The sequence below is a fragment of the Corallococcus praedator genome, assembly GCF_003612125.1.
GTDB lineage: Bacteria > Myxococcota > Myxococcia > Myxococcales > Myxococcaceae > Corallococcus > Corallococcus praedator.
This window is the reverse complement of sequence record NZ_RAWI01000068.1, coordinates 1-15,974: the sequence shown is the minus strand read 5'-3', so window position 1 is coordinate 15,974 and position 15,974 is coordinate 1. Positions and strand designations below refer to the sequence as shown.

Below are 15,974 nucleotides of genomic sequence, written 5' to 3'. Positions count from 1 at the left end.
CATCCCCGCCGCTGCTGCCTTCGCCGCCCGCCGCAACACCTTGCCTGCCATCACGCCTCCCTCGCGGATCCCGCCGCCCGCCTGCTCCCCCCAATGGAACAGGCCCCGACCGGCGACAATGCATGGTGGATGCCAGCACGCCAGGGCAGGGAATTACTCCGTAAACCACTGAAACCATGTGGGAATGGTACGACTTGTGCGCCTCTGGGGGTCGTACCTGGGTGCACCAGGGCAGTCGCCAGCCCACCAGTGGCGAAATCCTTTCAGCCCGTGGCGGAGGAGACGGGCGAAGCAGGCGTAAAAACTTCCTGTCCTCCTGCGGCCGGGTCCAGGGGTTTCACTGGTGAACAGCGGGTTTTCCGGCTACGAAACGGCCCGCCGATGCCTCCTCCCTCCTCTGGATCAGCGCTCGCCCTCCATGACGTGAGCAAGCGCTATGGGCGTCGCTGGGCCGTGGCGCGCCTCACCTATGCCCTGCCCCCGGGGCGCTCGCTGCTGCTCACCGGGCACAACGGATCAGGAAAGACGACGCTCCTGCGCCTCATCGCCACCGCGCTCAGCCCCACTGCGGGCCGGGTGGAGGTGCTGGGCCGGGATGCCGTCACGGATCGTGACGCGGTCCGCCGCGACGTGGCGCTGCTGTCCCACGCGAGCTTCCTCTACGAGGACCTCACCGCGCACCAGAACCTCATGGTGCTCGCGCGGCTGCTGGGCGTGGACGCGCCCCAGGACGTCGCGGACACGCTGCTCACGCGGGTGGGGCTGACACGCCGCACGGACAGCCCGGTGCGCAGCTTCAGCGCCGGCATGCGCAAGCGCCTGGCCATCGCCCGGCTCCTGATGAAGTCCCCGGCGCTGGCGCTCCTGGATGAACCCTTCGGGGAGTTGGATCCAGCCGGCATCCACGACATGGAGGGCGTCATCGCGGAATTGAAGGCGGGCGGCACCACGGTGGTGCTGGCCACGCACCTCATCGAACAGGGCTTGAGCCTGTGCGAGGAGCGGCTGCACCTGCAGGATGGTCGGGCGGTGACGGCATGAGGACCCTGCGCCCCGCGGGCCTGTTGGCGACGACGTTCATCCTGCTGCGAAAGGACCTGCTCATCGAATGGCGCACCCGGGCGCGGCTCAACGCGCTCATCTTCTTCGCCATGGCGACGCTGCTGCTGTTCTCCTTCGCGCTGGGGCCGGACACGAAGCTGCTGGAGCGCAACGCGGGCGGCTACCTGTGGCTGGCCATCCTCTTCGCCAGCGTGCTGTCCCTGGGCGAGTCCTTCCGGGTGGAGACGGAGAACGCCTGCCTGGACGGCGTGCGGCTGGCCCCCGCGAACGCGCGCGCCATCTTCCTGTCCAAGGCCATTGGCAATGCGCTCCTGCTCCTGGCGCTGGGCGTGGTGCTGGTGCCGGTGATGGTGGCGCTCTACGGGGTGAAGATCGTCACCGGGTTCGGTGACCTGGCGGGCATCCTGGTCCTGGGCTGCCTGGCGCTCAGCGCCCCGGGGACCGTGTACGCGGCCATCTCCAGCAATGCCCGGGCGCGGGATGTGCTCTTGCCTCTGCTATTGTTCCCGCTCGTCATTCCGGCCCTCCTGTCCGCCGCCAAGGGGACCACGCTCGTGCTCCAGGGAGATCCGATGCATCAGCTGGGCTCCTGGCAGGGCCTTTTGCTGGGGTTCAACCTGATTTACTGGGGCCTGGGCTTCGTGCTCTTCCCGCGCGTCATCGAGGACTGAAGGATGAACAAGTTCGTCAAGTGGGGTTTGCCGGCGCTGACGCTGGGCCTGCTGGGCTGGGGCTGGTGGCTGGGCCTCGTCTGGGCGCCGCCGGACCGCGAAATGGGCGACGTGCAGCGCATCATGTACGTCCACGTGCCGCTCCAGTGGATGGCCATGATGGCCATGTTCATCAACTTCGTGGCCGCGGTGACGTACCTGCTGCGCCAGTCGTGGAAGACGGACGCGCTGGCGGAGGCCGCCGCGGAGGTGGGCCTGCTCTTCGGCACGCTCGGGATGATCACCGGCTCCATCTGGGGCCGTCCCACCTGGGGCGTGTACTGGTCCTGGGATCCGCGCCTGACGTCGGAGGCCATCCTGCTGGTGGCCTACACCGGCTACCTGGTGCTGCGCCGCTTCGTGGAGGACCCGGACAAGCGCGCGGTGTGGAGCGCGGTGGTGGCCATCATCGGGGCCGTCAACCTGCCCATCGTGTGGTTCTCCGTGCGCTGGTGGCGCAGCCTGCACCAGACGCAGTCCAGCCCCAAGACGGTGGACCCGCAGATGGTGCTGCCCCTGCGCGTCGCGGCGTTCGGCATGCTGGGGCTGATGATTGTCTTCCTCATCCACCGCTACCGCATCGCGCTTTCGGAGCGGAATGCGGAGGTGGCCCTCCCGGAGGCGCTGCCTTCGGATGACCCGGCGCAGCGCGCGTCCCAATCCTCGAAGGTGGCCTGACCCATGAACGCACTGACCTCGCTGATGGTGCTGGCCCAGGTGGGCAGCGGCCGCCTCCAGGGCGGCTGGGGCTATGTGGGTGCCTGCTACGGCATCTCCGTGGCCGCCTTCGTGCTCTACTCGGTGTCCCTCTGGGCCCGCCGCCCCCGCGCCGCGTCCGATTCGAAGGAGTGAGCCCATGACGCCCGTCAACCGCAACCGACTTGTCGCGCTGGGAGCCCTGCTCGTCGCAGGCGCCGGCCTCGCTTTCATCGCCTTCGGCAACATCGGGGACAACCTCGTCTATTACTGGAGCCCGTCGGAGCTCTTGTCCAACGGGGACAAGGCGTACTCGGCCACCATCCGCCTGGGCGGCGTGGTGCAGCCGGGCAGCATCCAGTGGAACGAGGCCCACACCACGCTGGAGTTCCGCGTCGCGGATGACGCGAAGCCGGAGTCCAAGAGCGTGCACGTGCGCTCGCTGGAGACGCCGCCGCAGATGTTCCGCGAGAAGATTGGCGTCGTCGTGGAGGGCACCTACGACCAGGCCGGCATCTTCACGTCCAACCGGCTCATGGTGAACCACTCCAACGAGTACCGCGCGCCGAAGGAAGGCGAGGCTCCGCGCCAGTGGCAGGACACGCTGGCCGAGGGCGCCACCACGGCCACCGTGACGCCGCCGGGGGCGCCGTGAACGGAGTACTCGGTTACGGGCTGGTGCTGGCGGGCCTGGCCTTCGCGGCCTTTGGCGCCATCATCGGTCTGGTGGGCGGCATGCGCCGCACCGACGCCAGCTACCCCTGGGTGCTGCGCGCGGTGTGGGGCTTCGCCGCGTGCATGATTGGCAGCAACCTGGTGATGGTCGAAGCGCTCATCAACCACGACTTCAGCGTGAAGTACGTGGCCCAGGTGGGCAGCCGCGCGACGCCGCTCATCTACACCATCGTGTCGCTGTGGAGCGCGCTGGAAGGCTCCATCCTCTTCTGGGGCCTCATCATGGGCGTGTACGTGGCGGCGTTCGCGTACGTGCACCGCCGCGAACACGCGCGCTACATGCAGCTGGCGCTGGGCACCATGCTGGCCGTGGGCGTGTTCTTCGCCTTCCTCATCGCCGGCCCCGCGAACCCCTGGGGCGCGGTGTCGCCGGTGCCGGCGGACGGGCCCGGGCCCAACCCGCTTTTGCAGAACCACTTCCTGATGATCATCCACCCGCCCATGCTCTACCTGGGCTACGTGGGCATGACGGTGCCGTTCGGCGTCGCCATCGCGGGCCTCCTGCGCGGGGAGATTGGCGAAGCGTGGATGGCGCCCCTGCGGCGCTGGACGCTCATCGCGTGGATGTTCCTCACGCTGGGCATCGTGCTGGGCTCCTGGTGGGCGTACGCGGTGCTGGGCTGGGGCGGCTACTGGGCGTGGGATCCGGTGGAGAACGCGTCGTTCCTGCCGTGGCTCACCGCGACGGCGTTCATGCACTCCACCATGGTGCAGGAGCGCAAGCGGATGCTGAAGCTGTGGACGCTCAGCCTCGCGCTGGCCAGCTTCGTGCTCACCATCCTGGGCACGTTCATGACCCGCTCGGGCATCTTCAACTCGGTGCACTCGTTCACCCAGTCGGACATCGGGCCCACGTTCCTCGTGTTCATCGGCATCCTGCTGGTGGTGTGCATCGGCCTGTTGGCGACGCGCGGCCACCTGCTGGCGCCGGAGGGAAACCTCACGTCGCTGGTGTCGCGCGAGGCGAGCATCCTGGTGAACAACCTGGTGTTCGTGGCCATCACCTTCACGGTGCTCCTGGGCACGCTGTACCCGCTGGTGTCGGAGGCGGTGCGCGGCGTGCGCGTGAGCGTGGGCGAGCCGTACTTCAACAAGATGGCGGTGCCGGGCGGCATCGCGGTGCTCTTCCTGATGGGCGTGGGCCCCGTGCTGCCGTGGGGCAAGCCGGACAAGGCGGCGCTGCGCCGGCAGTTCATCATCCCCGCGGTGGTGGGCCTGCTCGTCGCGGGCGCGTGCCTGCTGGCGGGGCTGCGCGGCGTGTACCCCATCCTGACCTTCGGGCTGGCCGGCTTCGTCACCGTGGTGACGCTGCGCGAACTGGCGGCGCCGGTGCTCGTGCGCATGCGCGAGCGCAAGGAAGGCTTCGTCACGGCGCTGGCCACCGCGACGGGCAAGGCGCGCCGCCGCTTCGGCGGCTACGTGGTGCACCTGGGCATCGTCGTCATCATCGTCGCCGTGGCGGCCTCCAGCGCGTACGTGACGCACACGTCCGGCACGCTGAAGAAGGAAGCCACGCTGACGCTGGACGGCTACCAGCTCAAGTACAAGGGTCTGTCCAGCGGCGAGGAGCCGCACCGCACCTTCGTCGCCGCGCGCCTGGAAGTCACCGCGCCCAACGGCACGGTGTCGGAGCTGCGCCCGCGGATGAACTACTACGAGCGGAGCACGGACCCGGTGGGCACCCCGGCGGTGCGCGAGACGCCGAAAGAGGACCTGTACGTGTCGCTGATGGCCTTCAGCGAGACGACGGGCACGGCGAGCTTCAACGTCTGGGTTTTCCCGCTGGTGGGGTGGATCTGGTACAGCCTGCCGCTGCTCCTCCTGGGCACGCTCATCGCCGTCTGGCCGCAGCGCAAGGCTTCGGTGGTGCGCGCGGACGCGCCGGTGGTGGGCGCCTCCCCTCCCCTCACGGGCGGTGACGCCGAACGGGGTGCGGCATGAAGCGGTGGCGCATTCCGGCGGCCTTCGCGGTGGTGGCGGCGGCGCTGCTGTTCGTCCTCTTCAAGGGCTTCGGGCGCGATCCGCATGAAGTGCCCTTCATGCTCAAGGGTTCACCCGCGCCGGCCTTCGTCCTCAAGCCCCTGGGCGGGGGCCAGGACGTGAAGCTGTCGGACCTCCAGGGCCGCCCGATGGTGCTCAACTTCTGGGCGTCGTGGTGCGGTCCCTGCAAGTACGAGCACCCGGTGCTCGAGTGGGGCGCGCGGGAGATGGGCTCGCAGGCGGTGTTCATGGGCGTCGTCTTCGAGGACACCGAGGACAACGCGCTCGACTTCCTGCGCCGCATGGGCGCCAGCTTCCCGCAGCTCATGGACGAGCGTTCGCGCATGGCCGTGGACTACGGCGTGGCGGGCGTGCCGGAGACGTACTTCATCGACGCGCAGGGCACCATCCGTGGCAAGCACGTGGGCCCCATCGATCCGCAGACGCTGGCGGCGCGCGTGAAGGAGCTGTCCCAGCCGGCCCCGGCCTCCACGGCCGAGGCCGCGCGACAGCGCTGAAGGCCGCTGCCCGCTTGAAGGGCAGGCACCCTCGGGCCCCTCCGGGCGCCGGGGGGCCGCCTCGCGGGGCGCGGTGAATCCGTAGTAGATCCTCAATCCGTCGGCGTCGTTTCAGGGGCCTCCCCCCAGGCCCCTGTCCAGCGAGGTGGGCCCCCATGCAGTGCCCCGAATGCGGTGAGAGCGCGGCGGATGTCCGGCTGATGTACTGCGAGCAATGTGGCGCGAAGATGCCGGCGCGACCGGCCACCGCGCCGCGTCCCAGTGCCCGGAACACGCGCCCCAGCCGTCCCGCCTCGGAGCCCGCCTACGCGTCGGAGCTGATGGAAGAGGAGGAGGAGGACCGGAGGCAGCGCACCGGGACCCAGCGTCCGGTCGCGGCCGCGCCCGTGGCGGCGGTCGAGGAAGACGACGGCTACACCGGGCCGCGCTGGCTCAAGGAAGTGCCGGGCCACTCGCAGAGCGTGCTGGGCGTGGGCGTGGTGGTGTTCTGCCTGGCGCTGTCCATCCTGCCCTTCTTCCCCAACGTGGGCGTGGTGGGTTCGCTGCTGACGCTGGTGGGTGGAATCGCGGTGGTCGCGCGCGAGCTGCGCCGCAGTGGCGAGGCCCCGGGCTGGGTGGACTCCGTGCCGCTGGTGCTGATGCGGCCGGAGGTGCCCGCCGCGTACACGCTGCTGCTGGCGGCGCTCGCGTTGAAGCTTTCGGGCATCAACCTGCTCATGCCCCTGTGGGTGGCGGGCGCGGTGCTGGTGGGTCTGGACCAGTCCAAGCAGGTCATGGACGGGCCGGATGGGGTGAGGCGCCTGTTCGACGTCCGGTCGCTGCTCGGGTTTCCCCGGGTGGTGGCGCTGGCGGGCGTCGCGGTGTGCCTCGTCGCCCTCTACCTGCCGTGGGGGCAGATGATGGCGGACGGGTCGTCCCTGCCGGCCAACGTCCCGGTGCCGGGGAGCGTGCGCGGGGCCCCGGCCGAGCTGCGCGTGATTCCCAGCAACCGGCCCGCGGATGATTCGCTCTACAGCGCCGGAGGGGTCGTGACGCGCTCCGGCTGGGATGTGCCCGCGTCGGAGCTGCCGCTGCTGGCGCTCCTGGGCCTGCTCGTCATCGCCGCGCTGCACCCGGAGGTGGAGCGTCCGGCCTTCCTGCGCTGGGTGCCCCTGGGCGCGGTGAGCGTGAGCCTGCTGTGGGCGCTCGCCGGGGTCCGGCTGGCCGTGGGGCCCTTCGCCTTCCTCTTCGGCCTGGGCGCCGTGGGCTTCTATGCCGTGCGGTACGCCCTGGCCCACGACGGGTCGGACTCCCAGCTGCCGCCGGAGGAGGGCCCGTACGACGACGAGCCCTACGACCCCGAGCAGGACTCGGAGACCGAGCGCGACACGGGCTACTCCCGCTAGCGCTGGGGCCGGTCACGCCGCCTCCCGGAGGGCGGCCGGGGTGGCGGGCGTGCGTCCCAGGTTTCGCTGTGCAATACCGCTCCGGGGGCTGTAGTTAGGCACGGCCCCCGCTGGAGCCCCTGATGAATGCCGTCCTCGTCTCGTTGACCCTCGCCCTGAGCCTTGCCACGGGGCAGTTCGCGCCGCAGCAGGCCGCGAGTGATCCGCTCGCGCCAGCCCGCGAGGCGCGGGTGCAGGTGTTGGCGAAGAAGCTGCGCTGCGCGGTGTGCCAGGGCCTGTCCGTGGCGGACAGCCCGTCTTCCATGGCGCGCGCGCAGCTGGACAAGGTGCGCGAGCTGGTCTCCGCCGGAAAGACGGACGAGGAGATCGTCGACTACTTCGTGGCGCGCTACGGCGAGTGGGTGCTGCTGGAGCCGCGCGCGGAGGGCTTCAACTGGTTCGTGTGGTTGGGGCCGGTGGTGCTGGTGCTGGGCGGCCTCTTCGTCATCCTCCGGCAGCGTCAGCCGCTGCCCGAGGGCGCAGTCGCCACCGAAGCGGCGGCGGCCCCCTCCCCTTCTTCCCCCCCGGCGCCGTCGACGGACGACGCCGACCCCTATCTCCAGGCCGTGCGCCGGGAGCTGGAGCGCTAAGCCATGCAGCCCGAGCCCACCAATTGGTTGCCCGGAATCATCGTCCTCTCGGTCGCCTTCGTGCTGGCGGCCGCGTGGCTCCTCTTCCAGCGCCGCAAGACGGGTGCGGCGCCGGAGGCCTCGGCGGCCGCGGTGAAGGCGGACGGGACGACGGAGGACCTGTCGCAGCGGGCGCAGTCGCTCATCGAGCAGCTGCGCACGCTGGAGGCGGAGAAGCACCACTTCTCCGCGGAGCACTACACGGCGGAGAAGTCGCGCCTGGAGCGTGAGGCGGCGGCGGCGTTGCGCGCTCGGGACGAGCACCAGAAGCGGCAGGCGGCCGGGGTGACGGCGCCCGCGCGCAACGTCCCGGCGCCCACGGGCTGGGCCTCGCGCAACCCGCAGATGGTGGGAGCGCTGTGGGGCGCGGGCGTGGTGGTCTTCTTCGGAGGGCTGGGCTACCTGCTGGTCTCCGAGCAGAAGCCGCGCGAGGAGGGGCAGATGGGCACGGGCGCGACGCCGCCGGGCATGAGTGCCCAGCAGCAGCAGGAAGCTGGCGGCATGCCCCAGCAGAACGACGAGCTGGAGCAGGCGCGTGAGCGGCTCGCGTCGAACCCGGGGGACGTGGAGGCCGCGGCGATGCTGAGCCACGAGCTCATCCGTCAGCAGCAGTTCCCGGAGGCGATGAAGGTGACGCAGAAGGGCCTGGCGGTGGATCCGTTCAACGTGGAGCTGCGGGTGCACCGGGGCGTGCTGCGCGCGGCGGCGTCCGGGGACCTGCAGGGCGCGGAGCAGGAGCTCATCGAGCTGGTGAACACGTGGCCGGACGCGCAGGAGGCGCTCATCTTCCTGGGCAGCCTGTCGCTGCGCCGGGGTGACAAGGCCGGAGCGCTGGAGCACTTCGAGCGCTTCACCGTGGAGGTGCCGAAGAACATGCAGCCCCCGCAGCTGGCCCCCGCCATCGCGCAGCTGCGCGCGGAAGTGGCGCAGCAGCAGTAGCGAGCGCTGCGAGGGGCCGGCGCATCCGGTCCCTCGTTCATCCCAGCTTGCGAAGCGGTGCTCCCGCGAGGAACGCGTGGATGTCCTCGACCGCTTCGCGGAAGTACGTGGCGTAGTTGCCCTGTGAGACGTAACCCAGGTGCGGCGTCGCGAGCAGCGTCGGCAGGGTCCGCAGCACATCGTCCGTGGGCACGGGTTCGACCTCGAAGACATCGACCGCTGCTCCCGCGATGATTCCCTGCTGGAGCGCTTCGATGAGCGCTGGCTGATCCACGATCTGGGCACGTGACGTGTTGATCAGGAACGCGGTCGGGCGCATCCGCGCGAACTCCGCGCGTCCCACCAACCCCCGCGAGCGTTCGCTCAAAACCAGGTGAATGGAAACGAAGTCGCTGGTCTCCAGAAGCGCTTCCTTCGTCGGAGCCCGGCGCACCCCTACCTCCCCTGCCCTCGCATCCGTGAGGTTCGGGCTCCAGGCGACCACGTCCATCCCGAATGCGGCCCCCACCTTCGCGACCCGGCTGCCAATCTTCCCCAGCCCCAGCAACCCCAGCCGCTTTCCGTGAAGGTCGACGCCCACCGAGTCCTGCCAGGGGCCAGCCTGACGGAACGCGACGTTCTCCCCCACGATGTTCCGGGCGAGCGCAAGGATCAGCGCCCAGGTCAGTTCCACGGGAGGCTCGGTCGCACTCGCCGTCCCGCACACCGTCACACCGTGCGCGGTGGCTGCGGAGAGGTCAATCGACGCGTTCCGCATCCCCGTCGTTACCAGCAACCGCAACCGTGGCAACCGCGCGAAGAGTGCCGCCGGGAAGGGCGTACGCTCCCGCATGACCACGATGATTTCGTAGGAGGCCAGCGCGGCGACCAGGTCCTCCTCGCGGAAGAAGTGGTCGCGGAAGACTGTCACCTCGACCTGCCCGTCCAGCGAAGACCAGTCCGCGATCTTCGTCGAGATGCCCTGATAGTCATCAAGCACGGCGCAGCGCAGCTTCTCCATGGCGGCCCCAAGGCGAAAGACCCCGCTGCCCTCACATCAAGGGCAGACGGGGTCTTCACTCCGCAGGATACCGCCAAACGCCTCGCTAATGCACCGCCGCCTTGCGGCGACGCAGCCGGCGCACCTTCTCCACCAGCTCATCCGACAGCACGCTCTTCACCGCGTTGCGCGCCTTCCGGCCCAGCGCCTCGGACTGGGTGAACCACGCACCGCCGATGCCCGCACCGTGCACGCGCAGCGACACCGTCTGGCGCTGCTTCGTCACCCAATCCGCCTTGTAGGACTCCGTGCCTCGCAGGAAGTCGTACTCCGTCAGTCCCAGGTCGATGGCGTCCTTGAACGTCTCGCCCACCAACACCAGGCCCACGCTGCGGTTGCGCCACGCCGGATCATAGCCGGACTGGAAGTAGATGAACGACTGTCCATGCAGGATGCCATACACCGAGGCCACCGCCTGGCCTCCCACCTTCATCGTGTACATCCGCAGCCGGCCCCGCTCCGCCAGCAATTGCGTCGCATCCCGGTGGAACGCCTCCACCCCGGCGCCCTTGATGCCCTGTGACCCTCCATCCGAGGACCAGCGCAGCGCATGCAACCGGAAGAAGTCCGTCATCGGCCCGGCCAGGTTGCCCGGCGCTTCCGTGCGCTCGATGTGGTAGCCGTCCTGCTTCTCCAACCACTTGCGCCGGCGCAGGTAGTTGTCCCGGCGGCCCGTGCGCTTCAGGAACGCGTCGAACGGCTCGCCCGGCACCAGCGTCTCATACGGACAGACATACCGGTCCGTCTTGCGCACATTCGCGTCGCCAAACACCTCGCGCGCCACATCCAGCGTCAGCGAACCCTCGCGCAGGTCCGTCAAATCCAACACATCCCACTCGTCGCGCAGCCCCTGGAGCACCTGGAAGAACGCGCGCGCCACCTCCGCCTCACGGCCCTTGCGCGCAACCACGTCCAGGTAGTCGCTGCCCACGTGCGTCTCACCCAGGAAGCCCAGGCGCCGCACGCGCACCCCGTTCACCCAGCGGTGCTCCAGACCCAGCGGCAGCAGGCCCACCAGCGTGCCCAGCCTGTCCCGGGCCGTCAGCACCAGCGGCCGCACGTCCGGCGAGATGCGCCGGCACCACGGATACAGCCATTCCCAGGCGTTGAAGGGGCCGGCGGTGCTCGCGTCCAACAGCGCGTTCCACTCCGCCCGCATCCCCGACAACTGCGAAGCACTGCCCACCGCCGCCACGTCCAACCTCGGCGCGACCTGCGGCCCTGCCGTCAGCTCTTCTTCGCGGATCACCGCGTCACCCTGATGCCTTTCCCGATGCACCGCCACCTGGCTCCCGTCAGTCATTGCAACCCGGGAGCCAGCCACCATCCCACTCATCCCGTGCGCTGGCTCGGACGGCGCTCCGCCTTCAGCGCGTCCCGAACCGCCTCCGCCACCTCCGCCATCACCTCCGGCGACAGGTCCTGATGGCAGGGAATCTCCAAGATTGTCCGCCGCAGCTGCGCGACCTCCGGGAACTCCGACGGGTCGCACGCCGGATGAAAGCGCTTCCAGAAGTCGATGGCGTCGATGCCCCGGTCGCGAAGCCGCGCCAGCAGCGCTTCCTTGTCCTGCACCACCATCGGGTAGAACAGCGGGCACACACCCGGCGGGAGCTGGTTGAACAGCGGCGGCGACACGTCCCGCAGCCGGCCCAGCAGGAAGAAGTAGTTGCGGCGGCGCGCCTCGACGATGGCCTCCAGGTCCTGCGCCAGGGCAATCCGCTTCGTCAGCGGGCTCATCCCCAGGTCCACGTGCCTGCGATCGAAGTGCTGCGTGCCCGTGGCCACGCGCTGGATGCTCGCGGCCTTCACCGTGCCGTGCCCCACCGAACGCACCAGGCCTCTCAGGCCCCGGCCCACCGCCCCCCCGCGCAGTTCCAGGTTCTGCAGCAGCGCGGACACGGTGTGGCTGAACGTGGACGCCAGCGGCGGCGCCGGAGGCTCCGGCAGGCTGTACTGACGCGGGCCGTTGACGACCAGGGCCCCCCCATTGGGCACGGGAAGCGTCTTGTACAGACAGAAGATGCCCACGTCGCCCGTGGTGCCCAGCGGCGTCGCGCCGTCCGACGACAGCAGCGACAGCGCGCAGTCCTCGATGAGCGGGATGCCGTGCTCGTCCGCCAGCTTGCGCATGGCGTCCACCGGCCCCGGGAAGCCCGCGTAGTGGATGAGGTAGAGCGCCTTCGTCTTCGGCCCGATGCGCTTCGCCACGTCCGCCAGGTCCACGTCCCAGCGGGCACCCACGCGGTAGAAGCGCGGCGTCGCGCCCGCGTCCACCACCGCCTCCACCTCCACGCCGTGGTGGTAGGAGGGCATCAGCACCTCGCCGCCATCCAGGCGCAGCATCTTCATCGTCAGCCAGACGGCGTTGCGCGCGAAGTAGAAGTAGCGCGCGCTCGGAGACGAGAACGGGGGCAGCGCGCCGGGGCGGGCGTTGGACAGCAGCATTCCCGGCCACAGCGTGGGCAGGGACGGAACGAACAGCTTGTTGTCGGACGTCTTCACCGCTTCCATCGCGCCACCGCCTCTTTCGCCGCCGGTACCCACCGGAACTTCGTCGCGCACAGGGCACGACTGAAGGCGGTGTCATTGAACACGTAGAGCCAGGTGTGCTTGCGGACCTCGTGGGTCCAGTCGCGCTTCCACACCATGTCCGGCCCCAGGAAATCGAACTCGGTCAGCCCCCGGTCCAGGCAGGCCCCCAGCACCTCTTCCATCAACAACTGGCCGGGGCTGCACTCCTTCAGGCTTTCGTCGTAGCCAGGCTTCAGGAGGAAGTAGCGCTTGCCGTATTCCAGACCGTACTGGAACGCGACCGCGCGCCCGTCCAGGCGCAGGAAGTACAGCGCCAGCCGCCCGCGGTAGGCCGCGTCGCGCGCCAGCTCCGTGTAGAAGCCCCGCGTCTTCCCGTCCTGCGCCATGGCCGTGCCGCGCTGGCCCTTCCAGCCGCTCTGCTCCAGCAGCAGCCCCTCCTCCAGCGAGCCCTCCAGATCCAGACCGCCGGTGACGCACTCGAAGGTGACCTTCCCCTTCTCCTCCAGCTTGCGGCGCCGCCGGCGGCAGTTCGCCTTGAACTTGGACGGCAGCGACGCGAAATACGCATCCTTCTTCGCGGGCAGCGTCACGTAGGGAGACTGCAAGGACTCCCACCCACCCACCGGCAGGCCGCGGCGCTTCGCCTCGTCCACCAGGCGGAAGCCCACCCCGCCCTCCGGCACGTCCGTCAGCCGCAGCACGTCCCAGCCGCCCGTCTGCTTCAGGTGCGTGAGGAACGCGTCCGCCGCCAGTTCAGGATCGCTTGCCAGCAGATCGAAGCGGCAGGAGTGCGCATTGGCGGCCGACGTGAGCTGGCGGACCGGCATGCCGTACATCGACGTGCGCTCCTCCACCAGCGGCAGCGCGGCGCTCAATTCGCCGTCCGGGCCTCGCAGGAGGAGGACCCGCATCCGGCTGCCCGCGGCGAAGTTGTCCAACCACAGCCGCAGGAACTCATGCCGGTAGAACAACTCGTTGGAGGTGGTCTCCACGAGCCGGTTCCACTCGGCTTCCAGGGACATGAAGGCCGCCCGGTCGTTGACTTCCACGACGTGCGGGTCGGCACGGAGGTTTCTGGCTTCCATAGGAGCGGGACCCAAGGTGGTGACGGGCGGACAGGCCTACAAGCCGCTGCGGGCCATCTTCAGCAGGCAGGCGGCGACCTTGCGGCTGTCGTGTCGGATCTTGGACCCATCCTTGAGCAGGTCCGCCTGCACCGGGATGACACCCGACGACAACAGCTCCCGCGTCTCCGCCGTCACGAGGAACGAGCCCTTGCGCGCATAGCGCTGGATGGACTCCTCGTTCGGCTGCCGGCCATTGACGAGCACCGCGTCCAGCACCGGCCCGACGTGTTCAATCACCGCCTGCACGTGGTCCAGGCAGTTCATGCCGTCCGTCTCACCCGGCTGGGTCATCAGGTTGGCCACCATGACCTTCAGCGCGCGCGTCTCCTTCAGCGCCTGGGCCACGCCGTCCACCAGCAGGTTGGGCAGCACGCTCGAGTACAGCGAGCCCGGCCCGATGGCGATGAGGTCCGCCGAATAGATGGCCTCCAGCAGGCCGTCCACCGGGGGCGGCGAGCGCGGGCTCAGCGACACGCGGCGCACGCGGCCGTGGGCGCGGCAGATGTTGCGCTCGCCCACCACCTCCGTGTCGTCGTGCATCTGCGCGACGAGCTGCACCGACGCGAGCGTGCTGGGCAGCACCTGGCCCTGCGCGCCCAGCAGCTCCCCGGACAGCCGCACCGCCTCCAGGAAGTCACCCTTCAGCTCCGCGAGCGCGGCGATGAGCAGGTTGCCCACCGCGTGGCCGGCGAGGCCCTTCGCGCCGCCGAAGCGGTACTGGAAGACGTCCTTCAGCGCGCTCTTGCCACCCGCGAGCGCCACCAGGCAGTTGCGGATGTCGCCCGGGGGCAGCGCGCCGTGCAGCCGGCGCAGGCGGCCGGAGCTGCCGCCGTCGTCGCTCATCGCCACGACCGCGGTGATGTCCACCCCGGGCTGACCGGCCTTGGGCGTCGCGCGGCGGGCAAGCCCACGCAGCACCATCGGGAGGCCCGTGCCACCGCCCATCGCGACGATGCGCGTCGGGCGGTCCTTCGGGGCCTGCAACAGCTCATTGCGCTCGGCGTTCTGCTGCTTGAGCGCGTCGTCCTGGCTCCAGGCTTCCGCGAACGGCGCATCCACATCCATGCCGACCATGTTCCGACCCCCTCGCCCATCCCAATCCATGGCTGCTTACCCTTCGCATCCCGGCCTCCCCCGACAACCGGAGGCCGCGGATCATGACTGTTGCTGACTACCGAGCACCCCGCCCCAACAACACGTGCCGGACGGTGTGGAAGATAATGCCGACGTCCAGGAACAGCGACCCGTTCTTCACATAATACAAGTCGAACTCGAGCTTGTTGCGCGCGTCCTCCACGGAGGCCCCGTAGGGGTAGCGGATCTGCGCCCAACCCGTGATGCCCGGCTTCGTCGCCTCACGCACGCCGTAGAACGGAATCTGCTGCTTGAGTTGCTCGGTGAACACCGGGCGCTCCGGACGCGGCCCCACGAAGCTCATGTGGCCCAGCAGCACGTTGAACACCTGGGGAATCTCATCGATGCGCGTCTTGCGGATGAACCTGCCCACCCGCGTGACGCGGTCGTCGTTGGAGCGCGCCCACACCGCGCCGTTCTTCTCCGCGTCGGTGCGCATGCTGCGGAACTTCCACAAGGGATAGGTGCGCCCCGCCAGGCCCACGCGGTCCTGCCGGTAGAAGATGGGGCCCTTGGAGTCCAGCTTGATGGCCAGCGACACCAGCACCAGGAAGGGCGAGGCCAGGATGAGCAGGAGCGACGCCACCGCCAGGTCGAACACCCGCTTGAAGGCCCGGCGCAGGGGCGACACCGTCATCTCATCCGCGAAGGCGAAGTCGCTCGCCCGGAGGAACTGCACCGGGATGCGGCGCAGCACGCGCTCGCAGAAGCCCGCCGCCTCGTACACCCGCCGCCCGTCCAGCCGGCAGCGCAGGAGCGCATCCACCCAGTTGGCGCCGCGCATGTCATCCGCGGCCTGCACCACGTAGGAGGCATTGAGCCGGGCCGCCATCGCGTCCAGGGGCTCGTCCACCTTGCGCGGGTCCACCAGGGCCACCACGCGGAAGGAACCCTCGCCGCCGGCCTCGATGGCGCTCGCCACCGCGCGGGCCTTGAGGCCATCTCCAATGATGAGGACCGCGTCGGGTTCACCCACCAGGGCGCGGATGGAGACGCGCACCGCCAGCGTGCCGGCCAGGGCGCCCATCGCGCCGCCCAGGAGCGTGCCGGGAGGCAGGGACACCGGAAGCGCCAGCGGCAGCAGCAGCATCACCCCGCCCGCCACCATCGCGGTGACGCCCGCGGCCTTGAGGAAGCGGTAGCCGCGCGTCCGGTCTTCCGCGGCGACCCGGAGGTCATAGAGGTCCAACAGGTACAGCGTGAACTGGAAGGTGACGACGAAGGCCAGGCCCAATCCCACCAGCGTCGGCCACAGCGTGGCGAGCGGCGGCCAGGTTCCCGGAGGCGCGAAGAGGGCCGCGCAGGCCGCGGCACCCGCGACACAGGCCAGCGCGATCGCCGTGCTCTCGGCGAGGAAGAACGTCAACTTCTTGGCTGAAAAGTAGTGGTGAAAAACGCGAAGCACGTGACTCCTCCAACCCCGACCCGCCCACTCCACTCCAGGCC

At 69.6% G+C, this 15,974-nt stretch carries 16 protein-coding genes; 10 read left to right on the top strand and 6 right to left on the bottom strand.

What is annotated here, in order from left to right:
- Nucleotides 1-381: 381 nt before the first annotated feature.
- The 10 genes from ccmA (at nucleotide 382) to D7Y13_RS11850 (ending at nucleotide 8,693) form a co-directional block, all read left to right on the top strand.
- On the top strand, nucleotides 382-1,041 hold the full coding sequence (ccmA, locus tag D7Y13_RS11890; RefSeq protein ID WP_120582438.1) for a heme ABC exporter ATP-binding protein CcmA: 660 nt from the start codon (nucleotides 382-384) through the stop codon (nucleotides 1,039-1,041).
- Entirely contained in the window at nucleotides 1,038-1,733 is a 696-nt protein-coding gene (locus D7Y13_RS11885; protein WP_120532757.1) for a heme exporter protein CcmB, read from the top strand. The genes ccmA and D7Y13_RS11885 overlap by 4 nt, the downstream gene beginning before the upstream one ends.
- A 3-nt stretch (nucleotides 1,734-1,736) precedes the next feature.
- Nucleotides 1,737-2,450: a cytochrome c biogenesis protein CcsA gene (ccsA, locus tag D7Y13_RS11880; protein ID WP_120532756.1), complete on the top strand. Its 714-nt coding sequence runs from the start codon at nucleotides 1,737-1,739 to the stop codon at nucleotides 2,448-2,450.
- A 3-nt stretch (nucleotides 2,451-2,453) separates the two neighbouring features.
- Nucleotides 2,454-2,624, top strand: coding sequence for a hypothetical protein (locus D7Y13_RS46890; protein WP_167508741.1), 171 nt, complete (start codon nucleotides 2,454-2,456; stop codon nucleotides 2,622-2,624).
- Nucleotides 2,625-2,628: 4 nt separating this feature from the next.
- Complete coding sequence (locus D7Y13_RS11875; protein WP_120582437.1) at nucleotides 2,629-3,123, top strand: cytochrome c maturation protein CcmE; 495 nt, start codon at nucleotides 2,629-2,631, stop codon at nucleotides 3,121-3,123.
- Entirely contained in the window at nucleotides 3,120-5,144 is a 2,025-nt protein-coding gene (locus tag D7Y13_RS11870; RefSeq protein ID WP_120532765.1) for a heme lyase CcmF/NrfE family subunit, read from the top strand. The genes D7Y13_RS11875 and D7Y13_RS11870 overlap by 4 nt, the downstream gene beginning before the upstream one ends.
- Nucleotides 5,141-5,701 carry a TlpA family protein disulfide reductase gene (locus D7Y13_RS11865; protein ID WP_120532754.1) on the top strand — a complete coding sequence of 187 codons (561 nt, stop codon included), beginning with the start codon at nucleotides 5,141-5,143 and terminating at the stop codon, nucleotides 5,699-5,701. Before D7Y13_RS11870 ends, D7Y13_RS11865 begins: the two co-directional genes overlap by 4 nt.
- A 155-nt stretch (nucleotides 5,702-5,856) precedes the next feature.
- Nucleotides 5,857-7,086: a zinc ribbon domain-containing protein gene (locus tag D7Y13_RS11860; protein ID WP_147444186.1), complete on the top strand. Its 1,230-nt coding sequence runs from the start codon at nucleotides 5,857-5,859 to the stop codon at nucleotides 7,084-7,086.
- A 122-nt stretch (nucleotides 7,087-7,208) separates the two neighbouring features.
- A complete protein-coding gene (locus D7Y13_RS11855; RefSeq protein WP_120532752.1) occupies nucleotides 7,209-7,715 on the top strand; it encodes a cytochrome c-type biogenesis protein in 507 nt (168 codons plus the stop codon).
- Between the two features lie 3 nt (nucleotides 7,716-7,718).
- Nucleotides 7,719-8,693 (top strand): tetratricopeptide repeat protein, encoded by a 975-nt coding sequence (locus tag D7Y13_RS11850; protein WP_120532751.1) that lies wholly within the window; start codon nucleotides 7,719-7,721, stop codon nucleotides 8,691-8,693.
- A gap of 37 nt (nucleotides 8,694-8,730) precedes the next feature.
- Here the strand turns inward: D7Y13_RS11850 and D7Y13_RS11845 are convergent, their stop codons facing one another.
- The 6 genes from D7Y13_RS11845 to exoE all read right to left on the bottom strand — a co-directional run bounded on the left by D7Y13_RS11845 (nucleotide 8,731) and on the right by exoE (nucleotide 15,933).
- Complete coding sequence (locus D7Y13_RS11845; RefSeq protein ID WP_244222342.1) at nucleotides 8,731-9,672, bottom strand: D-2-hydroxyacid dehydrogenase family protein; 942 nt, start codon at nucleotides 9,670-9,672, stop codon at nucleotides 8,731-8,733.
- Nucleotides 9,673-9,778: 106 nt separating this feature from the next.
- Nucleotides 9,779-10,981, bottom strand: coding sequence for a GNAT family N-acetyltransferase (locus tag D7Y13_RS11840; RefSeq protein ID WP_120582458.1), 1,203 nt, complete (start codon nucleotides 10,979-10,981; stop codon nucleotides 9,779-9,781).
- Between the two features lie 83 nt (nucleotides 10,982-11,064).
- Complete coding sequence (locus D7Y13_RS11835) at nucleotides 11,065-12,246, bottom strand: DegT/DnrJ/EryC1/StrS family aminotransferase (protein ID WP_120532738.1); 1,182 nt, start codon at nucleotides 12,244-12,246, stop codon at nucleotides 11,065-11,067.
- A complete protein-coding gene (locus tag D7Y13_RS11830; protein WP_120532737.1) occupies nucleotides 12,234-13,352 on the bottom strand; it encodes a GNAT family N-acetyltransferase in 1,119 nt (372 codons plus the stop codon). The genes D7Y13_RS11835 and D7Y13_RS11830 overlap by 13 nt, the downstream gene beginning before the upstream one ends.
- Before the next feature lie 36 nt (nucleotides 13,353-13,388).
- Nucleotides 13,389-14,468, bottom strand: coding sequence for a gluconeogenesis factor YvcK family protein (locus D7Y13_RS11825; protein WP_120532736.1), 1,080 nt, complete (start codon nucleotides 14,466-14,468; stop codon nucleotides 13,389-13,391).
- A gap of 97 nt (nucleotides 14,469-14,565) precedes the next feature.
- Nucleotides 14,566-15,933 (bottom strand): polyisoprenyl-phosphate hexose-1-phosphate transferase ExoE, encoded by a 1,368-nt coding sequence (gene exoE, locus D7Y13_RS11820; protein WP_120532735.1) that lies wholly within the window; start codon nucleotides 15,931-15,933, stop codon nucleotides 14,566-14,568.
- Nucleotides 15,934-15,974: the final 41 nt, after the last annotated feature.

Bases quoted from the DNA above. Each gene is read 5' to 3' on its own strand.
- ccmA (WP_120582438.1), top strand. From the start codon at position 382: ATGCCTCCTCCCTCCTCTGGATCAGCGCTCGCCCTCCATGACGTGAGC.
- D7Y13_RS11885 (WP_120532757.1), top strand. From the start codon at position 1,038: ATGAGGACCCTGCGCCCCGCGGGCCTGTTGGCGACGACGTTCATCCTG.
- ccsA (WP_120532756.1), top strand. From the start codon at position 1,737: ATGAACAAGTTCGTCAAGTGGGGTTTGCCGGCGCTGACGCTGGGCCTG.
- D7Y13_RS46890 (WP_167508741.1), top strand. From the start codon at position 2,454: ATGAACGCACTGACCTCGCTGATGGTGCTGGCCCAGGTGGGCAGCGGC.
- D7Y13_RS11875 (WP_120582437.1), top strand. From the start codon at position 2,629: ATGACGCCCGTCAACCGCAACCGACTTGTCGCGCTGGGAGCCCTGCTC.
- D7Y13_RS11865 (WP_120532754.1), top strand. From the start codon at position 5,141: ATGAAGCGGTGGCGCATTCCGGCGGCCTTCGCGGTGGTGGCGGCGGCG.
- D7Y13_RS11860 (WP_147444186.1), top strand. From the start codon at position 5,857: ATGCAGTGCCCCGAATGCGGTGAGAGCGCGGCGGATGTCCGGCTGATG.
- D7Y13_RS11855 (WP_120532752.1), top strand. From the start codon at position 7,209: ATGAATGCCGTCCTCGTCTCGTTGACCCTCGCCCTGAGCCTTGCCACG.
- D7Y13_RS11850 (WP_120532751.1), top strand. From the start codon at position 7,719: ATGCAGCCCGAGCCCACCAATTGGTTGCCCGGAATCATCGTCCTCTCG.
- D7Y13_RS11835 (WP_120532738.1), bottom strand. From the start codon at position 12,246: ATGGAAGCGGTGAAGACGTCCGACAACAAGCTGTTCGTTCCGTCCCTG.
- D7Y13_RS11830 (WP_120532737.1), bottom strand. From the start codon at position 13,352: ATGGAAGCCAGAAACCTCCGTGCCGACCCGCACGTCGTGGAAGTCAAC.
- D7Y13_RS11825 (WP_120532736.1), bottom strand. From the start codon at position 14,468: ATGGTCGGCATGGATGTGGATGCGCCGTTCGCGGAAGCCTGGAGCCAG.